Raw genomic sequence first — 15,109 nt, 5'->3', positions numbered from 1 at the left:
AGAAGCCCGTGCCAGGGCACGGGCGTACCTTACAGAAGCCCCTTATCTTCCAGCTCGATCTCCCGTTCCGAACGCCTCTGCATCTCGGCCTTCTGCTCGGGTGAAAGCGTTGCCTGGTAGGCGCGGATCAGCTCTTCGTCCTCGCCACCATCGTAATCAAGGGCGTACCACTCGTCCTTGTCCTTGCCGTCCCGGGTGAGCGTCAGCCTGTCGATCATGATCCGTTGGGCCCGGTTCGGTCGGCGGATCGCCTTCAGCGCTGCCAGCGACGTAGCCTTGAACGGGCTGTGCTTGACGCCCGTGGAGACCCTCGCGTCCATGAGTTCGATGGCCGACTCGGGCTTCCGAGCAACGATCGACACGAAGCTAAACGTGGGGAGGATGGACCACGGGTGCAGTCGTCGCATGAACGAGACCGCGTACACGTTTTCGTCGGGATAGGGATGCTGGCCTTTGCGGCAAACCTGTTGCGTACGGTCATCCAGGGGATCGGAACCGTTGCCGGCAGCAGCGGCCTCTTCCTCCGTCACGCCCGGGTGGGCGTCCATGTATGCCGTGATTTCAGCCTTACGCTCCGCCTGCCAGTATTCCTTGGCCCTCTCGCCCATTTCGCGCAGACGCGCCTGACGCTCGATCTTCTCCTCGGGAGTCAAATCGCGATTGACGTCACGACGCTTAACGGACTTCGCCCCACCGGTCAGGGTCAACACGGCCGCCCCACTGATCGCTGCAAACAGGGTCACGATCATCAAGACGGCGAGCAAAAAGAGAAAAGCCAGATCAACGACGGTCAAATATGAGGTGATCACCACGAGAATCAGATTCCAGCCAATCCCCGGAAATGGAGGCGCCGACAGGAGCACGGCGAAGACGCCGATGAGGATAAGGTTGGTCACAACCTTCCAGATCTTGACGGGGGACTTAGAGCGAAGAATCCCGAAAATCTCCATCAGGTGGACCCAGAACATGACGATGGCCGCCAGATAAACGATACGAAGCTCGGCATGAAAAATGGCTTGCAAAGTGTGCAGCACGATGATCTCCTCCCGGGTGGTCGGCGACCACCTGGCCGCCCCTTTCCCCTGTACTTAGCGGGTCTAGCACCCCTGTCAAGCGCCTGGGCCAAAAATAAACCCGTGCCAGGGCACGGGCTACAGCCAATCAAGCGGGCACTTCGAACGGATCGTCGTCGAGCACGCTGCGGGGGCCCTGCCCCTCGTGCGCGTGTGCGTCGCGGATCGCCTGCTGCTCCGCGGTGATGTGCCGCGCACCCAGGCCCTCGGCGTGGCCCAGGATCGCTTCCCGGGTTTCATCCGGGAGTTCGATCTTGCCCAGCAGCCAGCGGGCGTCGAGCTGCCAGTCCTGCCGGTTGCTGCGTCGCGCGTAGTCGTTCATCGCCTCCTGGACGTGCGCGCGCACCTGGTCGCGGGTCCAGCCGTTGACCGCCATGAGGTGGGCCGTGGCCTCCGCCTCACGACCGCGCACCCGCGCCAGGCCGAAGTGCGTGACCTCGTGGCAGGCCGGGCACAGCGCGTCGGTCCGGACAAGCGTCTGCACGCCGTTCTCCTCGTTGTACGCCCAGCGCTCGTGGCATTCGACCGGCCACTTGGGGCCCTTGCAGGTGCAGATTTCGCACACCCAGCCGGCCGCGTCGAACGTCTGGCGCTTCAACGCCTTCCAGTGGTCCTCGCCCAGCTCCGACCGGAGGTTGGAGAACCATGCCGTGCGCGGCACCAGGTCGACGTACAGCGGCCACTTCGGACCCTTCCCGGGCACCTGCGGCGGCGGGACGTAGTTCGGGTCCGTCCACTCCGGGCGGGCCAGGAACGGTGCCGGGTCCACGTGGTCGGGCACGTACCACTTCTTCTCGGCCTGATTCCAGCGCGCCCCCAACGCCTTGGCTTCATCCTTCTGGGAAAACGGAACGTTGAGCAGCAGCACGGCGCACCTCCTGGATCGGTTCTGACGCGGTCCAGGCTAGTGGCTAAAGCGGGCCCGTCAAGTACGGGCCCGGGTGCTTCGTTGGATGTGCCGTGGCACGGCTTACGTTACAGGCGTTTTCGAGGCCCGGATACCGGCGGGACCTGCCGGGATTCCGCCTGGGCTTCCTCGACGGCGGCACGCAGCGCGATCTCCTCCATTTCCATCGGGGTGTAGGCGTTGGCTTTGTCGATCACGGCCTGCTTCGCGCGGTTGGCGGCCACCACCTGCACCCTCGCCCGGGCCTCCTTGAGCACCTTCTCCGTCAGCCCCCGGCGTTCGCCATCGTCGATGCTCGCAACGTATTCGGCCCCGGCGTCGACCAGACGGTTCAAGGCCTCGCCAAGACGCCTCGGTGGCACGTCGACCCCCAGGATCAACCCATGGCACAAAGTCGTCGCGTGGGTTCCATACCTGATCGCCAAGTTGAGCAAGTCCCTATCGGCCTGGCGTACCACCTGGTCGAACAGATTTTCGGGCAACGATCCCTGCCCACGGAGAACGTCAGACGGATCCAAGGGCAACGTGTCGATGGTTCGCCCAGGGCCGTCGAGCAACAGCATGGCCACCAGGTCGTAGCGCCGAAACGCCATCGCCATTTCAGCGTAGGGCTTTACGACCTTCTCCTTGGCCCAAAAGCCGTCGCTCTCCGATTTCTTGGCCACTTGCTCCTCCGCGAACAGCAACCCGATGGGCGTGTTGTCGTACCAGTCCCTCCCATCGACGTAGCCCAAACGCTCGCGCACCTCCTTGGTGGTGCCGTGCTTGAACAGCGCCTCCGCGGCGTCCAGGTCCAGCACGGCCCCGTTGTAGAGCTGCCGCAGGGCCGCGTAGGCGGCGTCGGGGATGGGCCGCACGGGTTCGCCCGGAGCCGGTTCGGCGACGATGGGTTCGGTAACCGTGGGCTCCGGAGCGCGCGCCGCCGGCGCCTGCTTCTGAACGGCGGCGGGTTCCTGAACAGTGGGACGCGCACTGCTGTGCAGCGGCCGGACGACCCTGCGGGTGATGGTGGTCAGCCCGCTCATGTCCAGCAGGCAGGCCAACCCCAGCACCGAGCAGGCGGTGCAGAACCCGGAGAGCGTGCTGACGGCGATGATGTAGATGGTTTCCATGCCGATCATCACATGAGCCCGCGGGCTTCCATGCGCTTGAGGCTGGCCGCGTGCTGCTCGGGCGTCACCTCGGCCAGGCGGTCGCCCAGCTTCACCGCGCACGTGCGGACGTAGTGCGCACGCGTCAGGATGATCGGCGAACCCAAACCCTCGTTCAGGATCGCATCAAACTCGGCCTCGGTCAGTGCCCGCTGCTCACCAGCCTGGCGGTCTCGAAGTGCGGCCAGCGCAATCTTGGCCGCGGTCTCGAAGAAGTTCGGTTCCGTGGTGGGGAGGCTCTTCAGCGCTTCGTCGATCTCCTCGGGTGTGAGCCCGTCGAGAAGGGGTAGCGGATTGGTCTGGGCATGGGTGGACATGGGGTCTCCGGGGCATGGGTTGGTGTGCAGCGCTGCCTGCGCCGTCTCATTCCTCAACCTAGCGGGATTCCACGGTGGGTCAAGCGAGCGGGCCGCCTTTCGGACGAACGGTCGACCCGTGCCAGGGCACGCCCAGAATGGGGTCCCGCCCGTGTGCGCTGAAACCCCCGGGGCCGGAGGCCCCTGGGCACGAACCCCGGCCTGCGGCCCCATCGGCGTCAGCACCGGGTTTTGATCCCATCAGGGCCGGTTGGCCGCCTGTTGTTTTTCACGCCGCGCACGGAGGATGTCGACCTGCCGGAGTGCGCATGCCCCAGCTTGGTCGCCCACGGCGACACATGCGGCCTGTACGTCGGCGCCGGCGCGCATCATCGCGCGCACGCCCAAGCCATGGTCCTCGCCGAGGGCAAAGGTCAGGCCCAACGTCGGATCAGCCCCACCGTCAAGCAGCAGCCGGATCACGCGCAGATCGTTCCGCCGGGTGGTCTCAACCATGTTGTCAACAAAGAGATGATCGAGAATGGAGCGGTTCGATTCATCCCATGCGTTCGCGTCAGCCCCCGCCTCGATCAACACCCGTACGGTGTCGACCGAGCGCTGCTGCACGGCAAAAAGAAGCGGCGTGTGCCCGTCGAGCGTTTTGGCATCGACCTCCGCCCCCAGCTCGATCAGCGCTTGCGCGGCTTCGGCATTTCCTGCCCAGGCGGCGTAGTGAAGCAACGTTTGCTCGTGTTCGCTCTCGTACTCGTTCGGGCTCACCCCAAACACGTTGACGAGCATTTTGAACATCGCCCCGTTGGCGTACGGCTTGTCGTTCATGCAGTTCTCCAGGTTTGATGTTTGTGCGTTGAACAGGGCGCCCATCGCGCCCCGTGGTTCGGATTGGTTAAGCCACCGTGCTCGTCGTCGCCTGACCTGCGTTCGCGGCCTTGCGGGCCGCCTCATCACGGACGTGCTCCACGCTGCGGGCCCCGTCCGGGCAAATCTGAACCGCCACCGTGTCGGCCTTCGCGTCGTGGTAGTGGCGGATCAGGTCCGAGCAATGCACACGCAGCCCGCCAAACGGTACGTTGTGCACGATGCTGGACAGCACGATCTGCACCACCGTGGCCTTCATCATGGCGGGGTCGATGTCGTTCGCGAACACGTACATGCGCGCCACGCCTTCCTTCCCGTGGGACGCGAACTCTTGACGCAGCTTTGCCAGCAGCAGCGCACCATTGCCGCACGCGGGGTCGCAAACGATCTGCCCTTCGTTCGGGTTGAACGGGCGGGAGGCCTCCCCGGTCGTTGCGCCCTGGCCGCTCTGGGCCGCGAACCGCGCGAGCCCGTCCGCCAGTCCTTCCGGCGTCAGGTGTTGACCCATCGCCTTGGCCTGCTTCGGTTCGATCGCGGTCCCGTAGACGTCCCCCATCACGTCGGTGAACGGTGCCGAGGTCTTCACCAGCTCCAAGTACATCGCGCCAAGGGCCAACTGCTCCGCCCATGCCTTCGGGTGGTCGCGGTACTCCTCCAGCGCGATCAGATGATCCTTGTTGAACCATGCCGAGCCCGCGGTCAGCGCGTACGTCATCGGGGCCGTGACCGACAACACGTTGAACTGCAACTGGATGATGTCGTCGAGAATCGCCTTCGCTCCCGAGCGGATCGGGTTGGTCTGCGCGAAGCGCTCCACACGGTCGGTGAACGCCTTCATCGTGGTGGTCGTGCTCGTGCTGGTTTTCTGGGCCATACGGTTCTCCTGGTGGGTTTCGGGTGAGGTGGTCAGGGGCTGGGGTTACAGGACGCCGGAGATTTCCAGCTCGGCGAACTCGATGCAGTCGGAGCTGAAAGTGGCCTTGTAGGCCCACGTGGTCGCGCTGGCGCGCAGCACCATGTCGAACGTGATGCGGCAACGGGAGCCGGCGCCGATGTGCTTCGCGACGGTCTTGAAGCGGCCGGCCATCAGCTTGCGGGGCGGAGCGCCCGAGTCGCCCAGACCGCGGAACAGGTCGTCGACCAAGCGATTGACGATCGGCAGGTTGTCCTCGGCCGCTTGATCCAGACCGACGTTCGAGACCGTCCACGACAGCGAGGTGCCCGTGTCCCAGCTCAGGTCCTTGCTGGCCGTGCGGGTGGCGTTGATCCGTTCGATGGGGGTGTAGCGCATGGTGGTGTCCTCGTGGTTTGGTTTCGACCGGTCCAGTGTCCTGGCCCGGGTCTCCCCGGGTGAGTCGCGGACCGCTCGTCGAAAACGCGGCACGCGACTCAACGGGATCGCCCCTACCCCGCGCGGCCGGACAGCGCCGCCACCACCGCGTGGTGGCCACGGCGTTCTGCCAGGTCGCGAGCGGTCTTGCCGCACGCCGTGCGCGCCCGCGGATTCACCCCCGCTTTGAGCAGCGGACGGACGAACTTCGCCAGGCCGTGCATGGCCACCACGTGCAACGGGGTGAGGTCCTTGAACCCGACGAACGCCCCGCCCTGATCGTCCTGGTGGTAACGCACGCGGTGAAGGTGCTCCACCGCCAACGGGGAGGACAGGGTCTCGCGGACCTCGACAATCTCGCCCGAGGCGATGTCGACCAGCAGCGCCATCCCCAGCAGGTCGACGGTGTGGGCCTTGCGCACCAGGTCGAGCGCAAGCACGGCCCCGCGCTGGTTGGCGGTCTGCACCGCGAGCAGGTACGCCGCCGCGTAGTAGTCGTACGGGACCCCGTGCGGCGGCATGGGGATCGACACGGAACGGGCGGCCGACGCTTGGACGGCGATCGGGTCGAGCGGACGGCGCGCGTACGGCGTGCCGAGGATGCGGTGGTGCGTGGCCATGGGATCTCCCGGTGATGGCGGTTTGGGGGTGAGCGAGGTGGGACGGTGGGTTGCCCCCGACGAACCGGGGCGATTTCTCCGGTGGGACCCGGACGTGTCGCGTGGGAGAGCGCCGTGGCGCTGGGTGCTGCGGGTGGAGCTGGGTGATGCGGTGCTGCGGGTGGTGGTGCCGGACTTACCAGCGGCGGCGGACCGGGCCGCGCAGCTTTTCGAACTGCTCGAGGTCCTTCACGCGGAAGCGCATGTGGCCCGCCACCATCGTGGGGGTGATGCGGCGCTGCCCGATGTGCAGCAGCAGGCCCGACGGGTTCTTGTAGCCCACCAGCTCCGACGCTTCGGACAGGCTGAACGTCTCGCTGTACAGCTTCTTCAGGGCCAGCACCTTGGCACGGTCGTAGTAGTTGTTGCGCCCGCGCTGAATCGCCGGGATCTCGGCGCGCTGCATCAGGTCCGCCACCGCCTGCGGCGTGGCGTAGCCGAACAGCTCCATCACCTCCGCCGTGCCCATGGTCGACGCCTGTTCCACCGAGGCCACGGAAGCCACCGGGGCCACAGGCGTGGGTGCCACCACTTGCGCCACCGGAGCGGGAACCGCCGGCTGTACGACCGCCTGAGCGGCTTGGGCCGCCGTGGTGATCGCCGCCGGGATCACGTTCAGCGTGAAATCGGTCAGCGTGGCGAGCAGCGGCATGAGGTTCGGCAGCTCGGCGGACGTGCATTGGATCTGGGTGGTCATGCTCTTCTCCTTGGGGTGAAAAACGGGTGGTTGGGACGATTCAGGGTTCAGCGGCTCAGCAGCGCGTGCGCCGCCGTGCCCGGTTTGGTCAGGTCGATGGGCGTCACCAGCTCGGTGCCGCGGTTGTGGTCCGCCGCGGCGGTGCGGTCCGCCCCGTAGACCATGAGCACCGCCACCGCTTCCGGCTGGTTGGCCATGGCCGCGCAGTGCAACGCCGTCACGCCGGTTTGCGGGTCGGTGAAGGTCGGGGATGCCCCGTTGGCGAGCAGCAAGTACATCGCTTCGAGCCGGCCGCCGGCGCTGGCCCACATCAGCGGGGTCAGCGCTTCGCCGGCGTTGTTCGTCAACGTGCCGTTGATGTCCGCCCCGTCGTCGAGGTGCGCGCGGATCGCGTCGAGGTCGCCGAAAAACGCCGCGCAGCAGAGGGACGCGTTGGCGATGCTGGTGGTCATGGGGTTGCTCCGTGGGTGTGTGGTGTCGATGGGTTCAGTATCGCGGGGGGGTCCGCCCTGGTTGAGTCGTGAGCCCAAGGTCGCCCCGGGGTGTCGCGACTCACGCCCAGGGCTGGCCTGCCCGCTGGGCTACAAACGGGCGCGCACCCGTGCCGGTTCGGGCGCTGCAGCCCCGTTGGCCTCGGCGAGCGCTGCGTCTGCCACCACGGCCAGCTCCTCAACTTCCAGCGCGATGAAGCGGCGACGCACCCCGAGGTACGCCTGACGCCCGGCCTGCGTCACCCATCCGGAGGGCCGGTTGAACCACGCCATCCACCCGCCGGTGTTGTCGTCGAACTGCTCCCGGAGAATCTGGAGCGACGCCTTGCCCTGCTCACCGGTGCCGATGAAGCGGTCGATCGCCACCTCATCGCCCTTGACGATCGCCGTGAGGCACGCAGTCGTCCACGGGGGACCGCTGTAAGGCGTCACCCCTTCGTGCGGATCTGCACCGGCGGCCAGCAGCAGGTCCAACGTCTTGGCGCGCGCCGCGTTCGGACGGATGCGATCCACCACGTCCACCAGCACCTCGGGATCCACCTCCGCGCCCGCGGCCAGCAGGATCGGCACGAACCGGTGAATCGTCACGTGCTTGTGGCTGGCCAGCGTGTCCCCCAACCTCGTCAGCGCAGCGGTGGCGATCGGGGTGCGCACCCATTCCTCTTTGATGCGAGCCAGCAGATGCTCCACCAGGTCGACATACGGCAACTTCCAGCGGAAGAACCCCAAGACCATGGCGCAGGTCATTTCAAGCGCTTGCAGCTCGGCGGCGCCCGCCAACGTGTCCAGCAGCGTGTCGACCATCTCGACGCTGGGCTCCTTCCCCATGCGCAGCAGCGCGCGGTACGGCCGCTTGTTGATCGCCTGCTCGTTCAGAACCATCGGATCCAGCCCCGCCTCGAACAGCGCCGTCACCAGACCGATGTCTTCGCGCAGCATGGCTTCCTCCAACGCCGTCAGGGTGAACGCCGCCGGCGTGCCGTCCACCACGTCCCGGAACGGCTTGTTCAGGTCGACCCCGCCGCGCCCGAGGAGCTGAAGCGCCGCCAGGTTCCTGGTGCGCACCGCGTGGTGGACCAACGGCACGCCGTGGTGACGGTAGGTCCCCGGCTTGGCCTTGGGGTTGGCCAGCAGGTCGGTGACGAGCTGGCAAAACGACGCGCGTTCGTCCGGGTCCGACGGGATCTCAGCGGGGATCGTGATGAGGTCCAGATGGCAAAAGGGCATGGTGGGTCCTTGGTGATTTGAAACCGGGGAAGTGTTGCGGCCCGAGCGGGTCGGCTTGAGTCGTCGGGAGGGGGCGCCCAGCGCGTGGCGTGACTCAGGCGCTGGGCGATGCGGCGAGGGGTTAGGCGTCGGCCATCGGTGCGAGCTGGTAGTTCAGGCTCTCCAACACGTGGCGCAACTCCGCGCTGATCGCTGCAAACTCCTCGTCAGTGATCGGCGAGAGCGTCGGGTTGAGCTTCTGTGCCTTATGGTCCCAGAGGATCCGTGCGGTCGAACCGTGGCCGTTCAGCAGCGCAACGAGCAGCGGCGTCATGCCGCTCTCGGTCGTTACGTCCGGGCTCGCCCCCATCTCGAGGCACTGGTTCACCAACGCGTCGCTCCCCATCGCCGCTGCGTTGTGGAGCATGGTGAAGCCGCGACCAACGGTCTCGTAGGGCGACTGACGCAGGCACGGCGCCTGCACCGTCGTGACGTGCGCCAATACTTGCTCGATGGCGTGGTTTCCGGTCAACTGGGCAACGCTCAACGCGCTTTCCTGCATCACGCCACCGATCACGTCCGGATCGGCGCCGGCGGCCAGCAGGGCATGCACGGCGTCGAGCGAATCTGCCGCCGTCGCGATCATCAGGGCGCTCATGCCCGTGTTTTCGACGGCGTTCACGTTCGCCCCCGCCGCGACCAACGCCTTGATGATCCGCGGGTCGCCGGTGTGGTGAAGCGGCACCGTGCCCGTGGTGGTCCGAGCGTCCGCGTCAAAACCGGCGTTCAACAGCACCTCGACGCTCGCGAGGTCGTCGAAGTACGCCGCCACGTGCAACGCGGAGAGGCCCCCGACGGGCCCGCTCCCGGTGTAGCACGCCATCTTCAGCTTGTTCAGGTGCGGCAGGTCCAGCGCAGCGGCCACGGCCTTCGCGTCGCGGTTGCGCAACGCCGTCGCCAGCGCAAAGGGGCCAGCGCCCGCATCGATCGGGGCGTCCACCTGCCACGTTTCCCCAAACGCGCCCAGCGATTGGTTGTAGCGATTGCGGATCGCCTTGCCCTGCTTCTTGGCATGACCGGCGGCCTTGCGGGGGTTCTTCGATTTCTTGCTCATGGTGTCAACTCCGTATAAATGAAAGACAGGACTACTGATGGACAAGCGGTCTGTTCGGGTGTGGGTGGGTGTCGGTCCTCCTTACGCGTCGTTGTCGTCGGGGAGGACCTGCCGGACCACGAAGCGGCCCGAGCCGTCCCGGAGGATGCGCAGCAGGAGCGACCACCAGAGGGCTTCGGCGTAGTTCGCGCTGGCGATCGGGAGGTTGCGGTCGACCTGCTGGCCGCACTGCTCGAACGTGGCGTGCGGCACGAGCACTTGCGCCACCCACGCCGGAACGCGGGTACAGGACTGCTCGATCAGGGGTTTGACGTCCACCATCGGGACGGGGCGATCGCTCGGGAAAGCGGAGGACGTGGTCTGCAGGGTCATGCTGGTCACCGTGGTTGTGTTCGACGGAGACCAGTGTCGGTGGGCGGGTCGGCCAGGCTGAGTTACGCCCGCGTCCTGGTTTGGACGCCGCGCAACTCACATGGTGAGGATGGGGTCAGCGGTCGCGGGGCGGAAAACCCCGGGGAACCCGCGCTGGGGGCTGGGGTGCGGATCGGTGGTCGGCCCCAGGGTGCGGAGCCGCCGGACGTCAGGCCTTGCGCCGACGGGAAAGCCGCTGGTCGCCGCTCAAACGCCCCGGGCGGGCGCGCTCGGCGGTGACGGTGGGCACGTTGTCCTCGTGCGCGAGGTACTCCGCTTCCGGGTCGTCGCGGTCGTACTCCAGCTCCTCGTCGGGCCGCGCCGGCGTCTCCACCGGCAGGAACGCGTAGCCGTTGCGGTCCAGGTAGTCGCTGTGCAGCGTGCGCAGCCAGCGACGCACGCCGGCCTCGATCCCGAACGCCTGGGCCCATCGGACGATCGCGCGGTGCCGCTCGCGCAGCGCCGTAAAGACCGGGTCTTCCAGGCGGCTGCGCAGGTCGCCCCGCTCGCCTTTGGCGAAGGTGGTGGCCAGAGCCAGCGCGATCACGTCGCTCACGCTGAGCGCGCACCCCTCGCCCGCCGGGTCGGTGCTGCCGACGCCCATCAGGTGCAAAAAGCCGTCCGCGCCCAGCTCGCTGAGCTGCTGCGCCTGGTGGCTGGTGTTCGCGTTCAGGAGGGTGACCTGCTCCGCCGGCGAGAGGTCGGGGTTGAGCAACGGACGCCGGTTCAGGCGCAGGTTCGCGGCGCGCGCCGGGCCGTCGAACGCCGACGGTGCCGCGTCGGGCGATGGGGTAAAGCCAGGTTTGGGGAACATCGAGCGCCCGCCCGCCGCATCGCCAGCCGTACCATCACCGCCCGGCTCGGCCGAACGGTTCAGCAACACCTTGAGGCTCTGGCGCGTCGCCTCGATGCGCGCCTTGCCTTCCAACGCCGACGTTGGGGTGGCCCGGGGCGCTGCCTTTGCTCCGCCCAGCACCGGCGCGTCCGAACGGACGAACGCCACGCCAGTGTCCAGGTGGTCCGCGACCGCGTGGCCCTCCTGGCCGCTGCCGTCGTGGTAGCGCAGGACAGGGACCCAGAGCGCCGCGGTCGAGGTGTCGCCGCACATCATCGCCCAGAGCGGTACGGGCGTCACGGTGTCGTCCGCGCACGGGCCCACCGACCAGTACAGCTCCGCGAACCCCACGTCGATCGCCTTGAAAGGCTTGCCGTCGTGGTCGGTGCCCAGCACCGTCTCGTGGCCCGGGAACAGCCCGAAGGTGCCGCGGATCTTGTCCTCGGACGGGACGTTCGCCCCGTTCTCCCATCGGGTCCAGGCGTTGCCCGTGGTGCCGCCCTGCTGCTCGCGCTGCGCCTCGTTGAGCTTGTCCATCTGCCGGCCCGAGATCACCCACACCTTGCCCGGGGCGTCGTCCACGTCGCGCCCGTCGCCGGTGAGGTGCTTCAACGACAGCAGCAGGTGCGCGCGAAAACGCGGCTCCCGTAGCCGGGGCGTCAGGTCCTCCGACCGGTTGAGCACCCGCTCCACCGTCGAGCGCATCGTGCGCGCCCAGGCTTTGCCCCGGACGGTTTTCCAGTCGTCCGCGCGCTCCTCCGATCGCTTCGTTTTGGTCGTTGTGTTCGCCTTCCCTGCTGCCTTGCCCGTCGCCATCCCGCCCCCGGTCTGCTGGTCGTGTTGTTCCAGGGATTGTAGCCCGACGGGCGGACGCCCTTGCGGGACGCGGGGCCCAGGGCGGTGAGTCGCGAAGCGGTCCAGGCCCCGTGCGGGGAGCGACTCAGCTCCGGAGGTGTGGGAGAAAAAAGTAGAGGTCCACCCACTTCGGAGCGGACCTCGTGAAGACCTCCAACAACGTCGGTCGTGATCTCGACCAGTTTTACACCAACCCCCAACTCGCTCAACGCCTTTTCGACGAGCTGATCGCCGAGCACCTCGGGGACCGCTGGTCCGGCGACGTGCGCTGGCTCGAGCCGTCGTGCGGCACCGGCGCGTTCCTGTCGCTGCTCCCGCCGGACGCCCTCGGGGTCGACCTCGACCCGAAGTGCCCGGGGGCCGTCCAGGCGGATTTCCTGAGCTGGACGCCACCGGCCGGTGACGATCGCCCGCTGGTGGTGGTCGGCAACCCGCCGTTCAAGCACGACGTCGCGTTCTTCAACCGCTGCGCCGAGCTGGGCGCCGAACGCATCGCGTTCATCGTCCCGCGCTCGTGGCAAAAGCCGTCGGTCCAGAACCAGCTCGACCGCGCGTTCCACCTCGCCCACGAGGAGGTGCTGCCGCTCGACGCCTTCATCTTCGAGGGCCAGCCCGCCGAAGTGCCCACGGTCTTCCAGGTGTGGGAACGCCGCGAGGAGCAGCGCCCGCTGACCGTGCTGCCCACCAAGCACGCGGATTTCGCGTTCGTGCCGTACGCCCAGCGCCACACCGCGGACTTCGCGATCCAGCGCGTTGGCGTGCACGCCGGCCGGGTGAAGGACCTCGACGCCGAGCACCTCGGTCAGGGGTCCCACCGCTTCGTGCGCGTGATCGACCGCACCCGGGTCGCCGAGGTCCGCGCCGTCTTCGAAGCCATCGACTGGGCCCCGATCAAGGCCTGCGTCGCCGGGAACCCCAGCATCGCGAACGGTGAAATGGTGCAGGCCTACGAGACGGACGTGGTCGATCGCCTGCTCATCGCCTCCGACTGGTTTGCGGGCCTCGCCGAACCGGTGGCCACGCTGGTGGTTGCTCCGATGGACGCCGCCGTCGCCCCCATGACCATCCCGGCGGTGTACGAGCGCATCGCCGACCTGGTCCGCCTGTCGGGGATGGACGCCCAAGGACGCATGGTCGGCGGGGTCGTCTACACCCCGTTCGAGCTGGCCCGCACCATGATCGACCTCGCGCGTCTGCAGCCCCACGAAACGGTGCTGGAACCGTCGTGCGGTCGCGGCTCGCTGGTCTTCGCCATGGTCGACCATTGGCTGGCCCGTGGCCTCTCCCACGAGGAGGTCGCGCGCTACTGCGAGGAAAAGCTGTTCGTCAGCGATCTGGACGGTCAGGCGGTGCAGGACCTCGTGGACCTCTACCGCGCCTACTTCGCCAGCCATGGGGTGACGTCGGAGCTGAACGCCCGCGTCGGGGATGCCCTGTTCGCCGGCTGGTCGGACCGCACGTTCGACGCGACGATCGCGAATCCGCCTTACGTGGGATTGGGCAAGCTGCCGGCGGACTACGCCGCCCGTGTGCGCGCGTCGTTCAGCACGTGCGCCAAGGGGACGGCCGACCTGTATCAAGCGTTCTTCGAGCTGGCGCAACGCCAGTCCACGCGCTCGGTGATCATCGCCCCGAACGCGTGGATGCGGACCACGGCCGGGACCGCGTTGCGGGTCCTGCTGCGCCCGCGCGTGCGGTCGGTGATCGACTTCGAGCACCGCCGCGTCTTCCTCGGTCCGCAGGGGGCCAGCGTCCTCACCGCCATTGTGGTGAGCGGCCCGGCCACCCAGGCGCCCGTGCTGTTCCGCACGGACATGCCGCACGAGAGCACCACCCCGTGGACGGTCGCGTTCCGCCAGAGCGAGGAGGCCATGGGCCCGGCGGCATGGGCGCTCGATCCGGCGATGCCGGGCGATGCGGTGGACCCGGAGGCCACCACGCTGGGCGACCTCGCCGAGGTGCTGGTGGGGGTCAACACCAACGCCAACGAAGCGTACGCGGTCGAGAACTGGACGGTCGACGGGGACGCGGTGCAGGCGTCGAACGTCCACGGTCGCCCGGTGCGCCTGCCGCTGGCCGCCGCCCCGCTGTTCCTGAAGCTCACCAAGGTGAAGACGCTCGCCGACGCGCAGCGGGCCGACCGCCTGCTCTGCCCGTACGACGCGTCGCTCAACGTGCTCCCGGAGCCGGCGATGGAGCCCGAGGTGCTGAACTGGTTCCGTGACCATTGGGACCGTCTGCACGCCCGCGACGGTGGGGACCTGCGCGGCTACGGGGCGTGGTATGCCTATGGGCGCAAGCAAGGGCTCTACACGTTCGACCCGAACGAGCGCCTGCTGCTGGTGCCGTGCATGGCGAAGGGCCCCATGGCCCCGCTGGACGTGACGCCGGAGGATCTGGGCGGGCGCTTCCTCTGGGCGTCGGGCTACGTCGTGCGCGCGAAGAACCCGGCGGACCACCAGCGCGTGAAGGCCCTGCTCGAATCCCCGGACACGTGGCGCTTCCTGCGCCGCCGTGGCAAGCAGTGGACCGGGGGCTTCCGCTCGTTCACGCCCAACCAGCTCCGCCTGGTGCCGGAGGTCGTGACGCCGCGCGTGGTGGCGCCGGTGGCCACCGCCCAGCCGGCGACGGTGTAGGTCGAACAGAAGGGTGGAACGTGGAGGGGTGCCGTGGCACCCCTTTTGTCATGCGACGATGGTCATTCGCTGTGCGGGCGGATCACCACCACCTCCGGGCCCGCTCGACGTGCCAGGACCTTCTGCTGGCTGACCGGCACGTTCGCGGGAAGCCAAAGCACGTCGTCGGCCACGCGGCCGTTGTACTCCAGCTCGTGCATGTGGCCCGTGGTCCGGTCGTAGATGTTGAAGAAGAGCGTGGCGCCGCGCACCTGATGCTGGCTCGGATCGAACCCGAGCACGAACAAGGTGTCCCGGAACGCTTTAGCCAGGTCCTGGTCGCTGATCGTGCCTTTGAGGGTTAGTTTCACGGATCGCTCTCCTGTAATGGTGATCCAATGACCCTACGGGCTCCACCAGGTCTGTCAAGCCGTGCCCCGTGAAGGCCTCGGAGCCGGAGGCTCCTGCGCACGAACCCCGCCTGCGGCCTCCACGGCGTCAGCACTGGTTTTCCCGCCCGGGCCTCCGGCCCCGGGTGCCCGCCGGATAGCAACACTTTTCCGCTGGTGCCCGCGCGAGGCGTCGTGGTT

General features: G+C 67.6%; 16 protein-coding genes. 1 reads left to right on the top strand and 15 read right to left on the bottom strand.

What is annotated here, in order from left to right; genetic code table 11:
• Positions 1 to 29: 29 nt before the first annotated feature.
• From HWX07_RS18440 to HWX07_RS18375, 14 genes are all read right to left on the bottom strand, one after another.
• On the bottom strand, positions 30 to 1,034 hold the full coding sequence (locus tag HWX07_RS18440) for a hypothetical protein (protein WP_175877250.1): 1,005 nt from the start codon (positions 1,032 to 1,034) through the stop codon (positions 30 to 32).
• A 127-nt stretch (positions 1,035 to 1,161) separates the two neighbouring features.
• Positions 1,162 to 1,941, bottom strand: coding sequence for a DUF5710 domain-containing protein (locus HWX07_RS18435; RefSeq protein ID WP_175877249.1), 780 nt, complete (start codon positions 1,939 to 1,941; stop codon positions 1,162 to 1,164).
• A 107-nt stretch (positions 1,942 to 2,048) separates the two neighbouring features.
• Entirely contained in the window at positions 2,049 to 3,092 is a 1,044-nt protein-coding gene (locus tag HWX07_RS18430) for a hypothetical protein (RefSeq protein WP_175877248.1), read from the bottom strand.
• Positions 3,093 to 3,100: 8 nt separating this feature from the next.
• Complete coding sequence (locus HWX07_RS18425; RefSeq protein ID WP_175877247.1) at positions 3,101 to 3,448, bottom strand: hypothetical protein; 348 nt, start codon at positions 3,446 to 3,448, stop codon at positions 3,101 to 3,103.
• Positions 3,449 to 3,688: 240 nt separating this feature from the next.
• On the bottom strand, positions 3,689 to 4,267 hold the full coding sequence (locus tag HWX07_RS18420; RefSeq protein ID WP_175877246.1) for an ankyrin repeat domain-containing protein: 579 nt from the start codon (positions 4,265 to 4,267) through the stop codon (positions 3,689 to 3,691).
• A 67-nt stretch (positions 4,268 to 4,334) separates the two neighbouring features.
• Positions 4,335 to 5,180, bottom strand: a complete 846-nt coding sequence (locus tag HWX07_RS18415) for an N-6 DNA methylase (RefSeq protein ID WP_175877245.1) — start codon at positions 5,178 to 5,180, stop codon at positions 4,335 to 4,337.
• A 45-nt stretch (positions 5,181 to 5,225) separates the two neighbouring features.
• On the bottom strand, positions 5,226 to 5,597 hold the full coding sequence (locus tag HWX07_RS18410; protein WP_175877244.1) for a hypothetical protein: 372 nt from the start codon (positions 5,595 to 5,597) through the stop codon (positions 5,226 to 5,228).
• A gap of 113 nt (positions 5,598 to 5,710) precedes the next feature.
• Entirely contained in the window at positions 5,711 to 6,256 is a 546-nt protein-coding gene (locus HWX07_RS18405; protein ID WP_175877243.1) for a hypothetical protein, read from the bottom strand.
• A gap of 175 nt (positions 6,257 to 6,431) precedes the next feature.
• The gene (locus HWX07_RS18400) at positions 6,432 to 6,992 is read right to left on the bottom strand and encodes a hypothetical protein (RefSeq protein WP_175877242.1); all 561 of its coding nucleotides are present in this window, start codon (positions 6,990 to 6,992) and stop codon (positions 6,432 to 6,434) included.
• Positions 6,993 to 7,039: 47 nt separating this feature from the next.
• Positions 7,040 to 7,444, bottom strand: a complete 405-nt coding sequence (locus tag HWX07_RS18395) for an ankyrin repeat domain-containing protein (RefSeq protein WP_069744931.1) — start codon at positions 7,442 to 7,444, stop codon at positions 7,040 to 7,042.
• Positions 7,445 to 7,573: 129 nt separating this feature from the next.
• Positions 7,574 to 8,710, bottom strand: coding sequence for a hypothetical protein (locus HWX07_RS18390; RefSeq protein WP_175877241.1), 1,137 nt, complete (start codon positions 8,708 to 8,710; stop codon positions 7,574 to 7,576).
• A 121-nt stretch (positions 8,711 to 8,831) separates the two neighbouring features.
• The gene (locus HWX07_RS18385; protein WP_175877240.1) at positions 8,832 to 9,803 is read right to left on the bottom strand and encodes an ankyrin repeat domain-containing protein; all 972 of its coding nucleotides are present in this window, start codon (positions 9,801 to 9,803) and stop codon (positions 8,832 to 8,834) included.
• Between the two features lie 81 nt (positions 9,804 to 9,884).
• On the bottom strand, positions 9,885 to 10,175 hold the full coding sequence (locus HWX07_RS18380) for a hypothetical protein (protein WP_175877239.1): 291 nt from the start codon (positions 10,173 to 10,175) through the stop codon (positions 9,885 to 9,887).
• A 208-nt stretch (positions 10,176 to 10,383) separates the two neighbouring features.
• Positions 10,384 to 11,865 carry a hypothetical protein gene (locus HWX07_RS18375; protein ID WP_175877238.1) on the bottom strand — a complete coding sequence of 494 codons (1,482 nt, stop codon included), beginning with the start codon at positions 11,863 to 11,865 and terminating at the stop codon, positions 10,384 to 10,386.
• 182 nt (positions 11,866 to 12,047) lie between these two features.
• Between HWX07_RS18375 and HWX07_RS18370 the strand changes: the two genes are divergently transcribed.
• The gene (locus HWX07_RS18370) at positions 12,048 to 14,540 is read left to right on the top strand and encodes an N-6 DNA methylase (protein ID WP_175877237.1); all 2,493 of its coding nucleotides are present in this window, start codon (positions 12,048 to 12,050) and stop codon (positions 14,538 to 14,540) included.
• 62 nt (positions 14,541 to 14,602) lie between these two features.
• On the opposite strand, the gene HWX07_RS18365 is transcribed toward HWX07_RS18370, so the two are convergent.
• Entirely contained in the window at positions 14,603 to 14,890 is a 288-nt protein-coding gene (locus HWX07_RS18365; protein WP_175877236.1) for a hypothetical protein, read from the bottom strand.
• Positions 14,891 to 15,109 lie beyond the last annotated feature (219 nt).

This window comes from Burkholderia sp. BCC0097, from assembly GCF_902832985.1.
GTDB lineage: Bacteria > Pseudomonadota > Gammaproteobacteria > Burkholderiales > Burkholderiaceae > Burkholderia > Burkholderia orbicola.
The sequence above is the reverse complement of the archived record's forward strand: the minus strand, read 5'-3'. Positions and strand labels throughout refer to the sequence as shown.

Excerpts from the sequence above, each read along its gene's own strand:
- HWX07_RS18430 (WP_175877248.1), bottom strand. The coding sequence starts at position 3,092 with ATGGAAACCATCTACATCATCGCCGTCAGCACGCTCTCCGGGTTCTGC.
- HWX07_RS18425 (WP_175877247.1), bottom strand. The coding sequence starts at position 3,448 with ATGTCCACCCATGCCCAGACCAATCCGCTACCCCTTCTCGACGGGCTC.
- HWX07_RS18420 (WP_175877246.1), bottom strand. The coding sequence starts at position 4,267 with ATGAACGACAAGCCGTACGCCAACGGGGCGATGTTCAAAATGCTCGTC.
- HWX07_RS18415 (WP_175877245.1), bottom strand. The coding sequence starts at position 5,180 with ATGGCCCAGAAAACCAGCACGAGCACGACCACCACGATGAAGGCGTTC.
- HWX07_RS18410 (WP_175877244.1), bottom strand. The coding sequence starts at position 5,597 with ATGCGCTACACCCCCATCGAACGGATCAACGCCACCCGCACGGCCAGC.
- HWX07_RS18405 (WP_175877243.1), bottom strand. The coding sequence starts at position 6,256 with ATGGCCACGCACCACCGCATCCTCGGCACGCCGTACGCGCGCCGTCCG.
- HWX07_RS18400 (WP_175877242.1), bottom strand. The coding sequence starts at position 6,992 with ATGACCACCCAGATCCAATGCACGTCCGCCGAGCTGCCGAACCTCATG.
- HWX07_RS18395 (WP_069744931.1), bottom strand. The coding sequence starts at position 7,444 with ATGACCACCAGCATCGCCAACGCGTCCCTCTGCTGCGCGGCGTTTTTC.
- HWX07_RS18390 (WP_175877241.1), bottom strand. The coding sequence starts at position 8,710 with ATGCCCTTTTGCCATCTGGACCTCATCACGATCCCCGCTGAGATCCCG.
- HWX07_RS18385 (WP_175877240.1), bottom strand. The coding sequence starts at position 9,803 with ATGAGCAAGAAATCGAAGAACCCCCGCAAGGCCGCCGGTCATGCCAAG.
- HWX07_RS18380 (WP_175877239.1), bottom strand. The coding sequence starts at position 10,175 with ATGACCCTGCAGACCACGTCCTCCGCTTTCCCGAGCGATCGCCCCGTC.
- HWX07_RS18375 (WP_175877238.1), bottom strand. The coding sequence starts at position 11,865 with ATGGCGACGGGCAAGGCAGCAGGGAAGGCGAACACAACGACCAAAACG.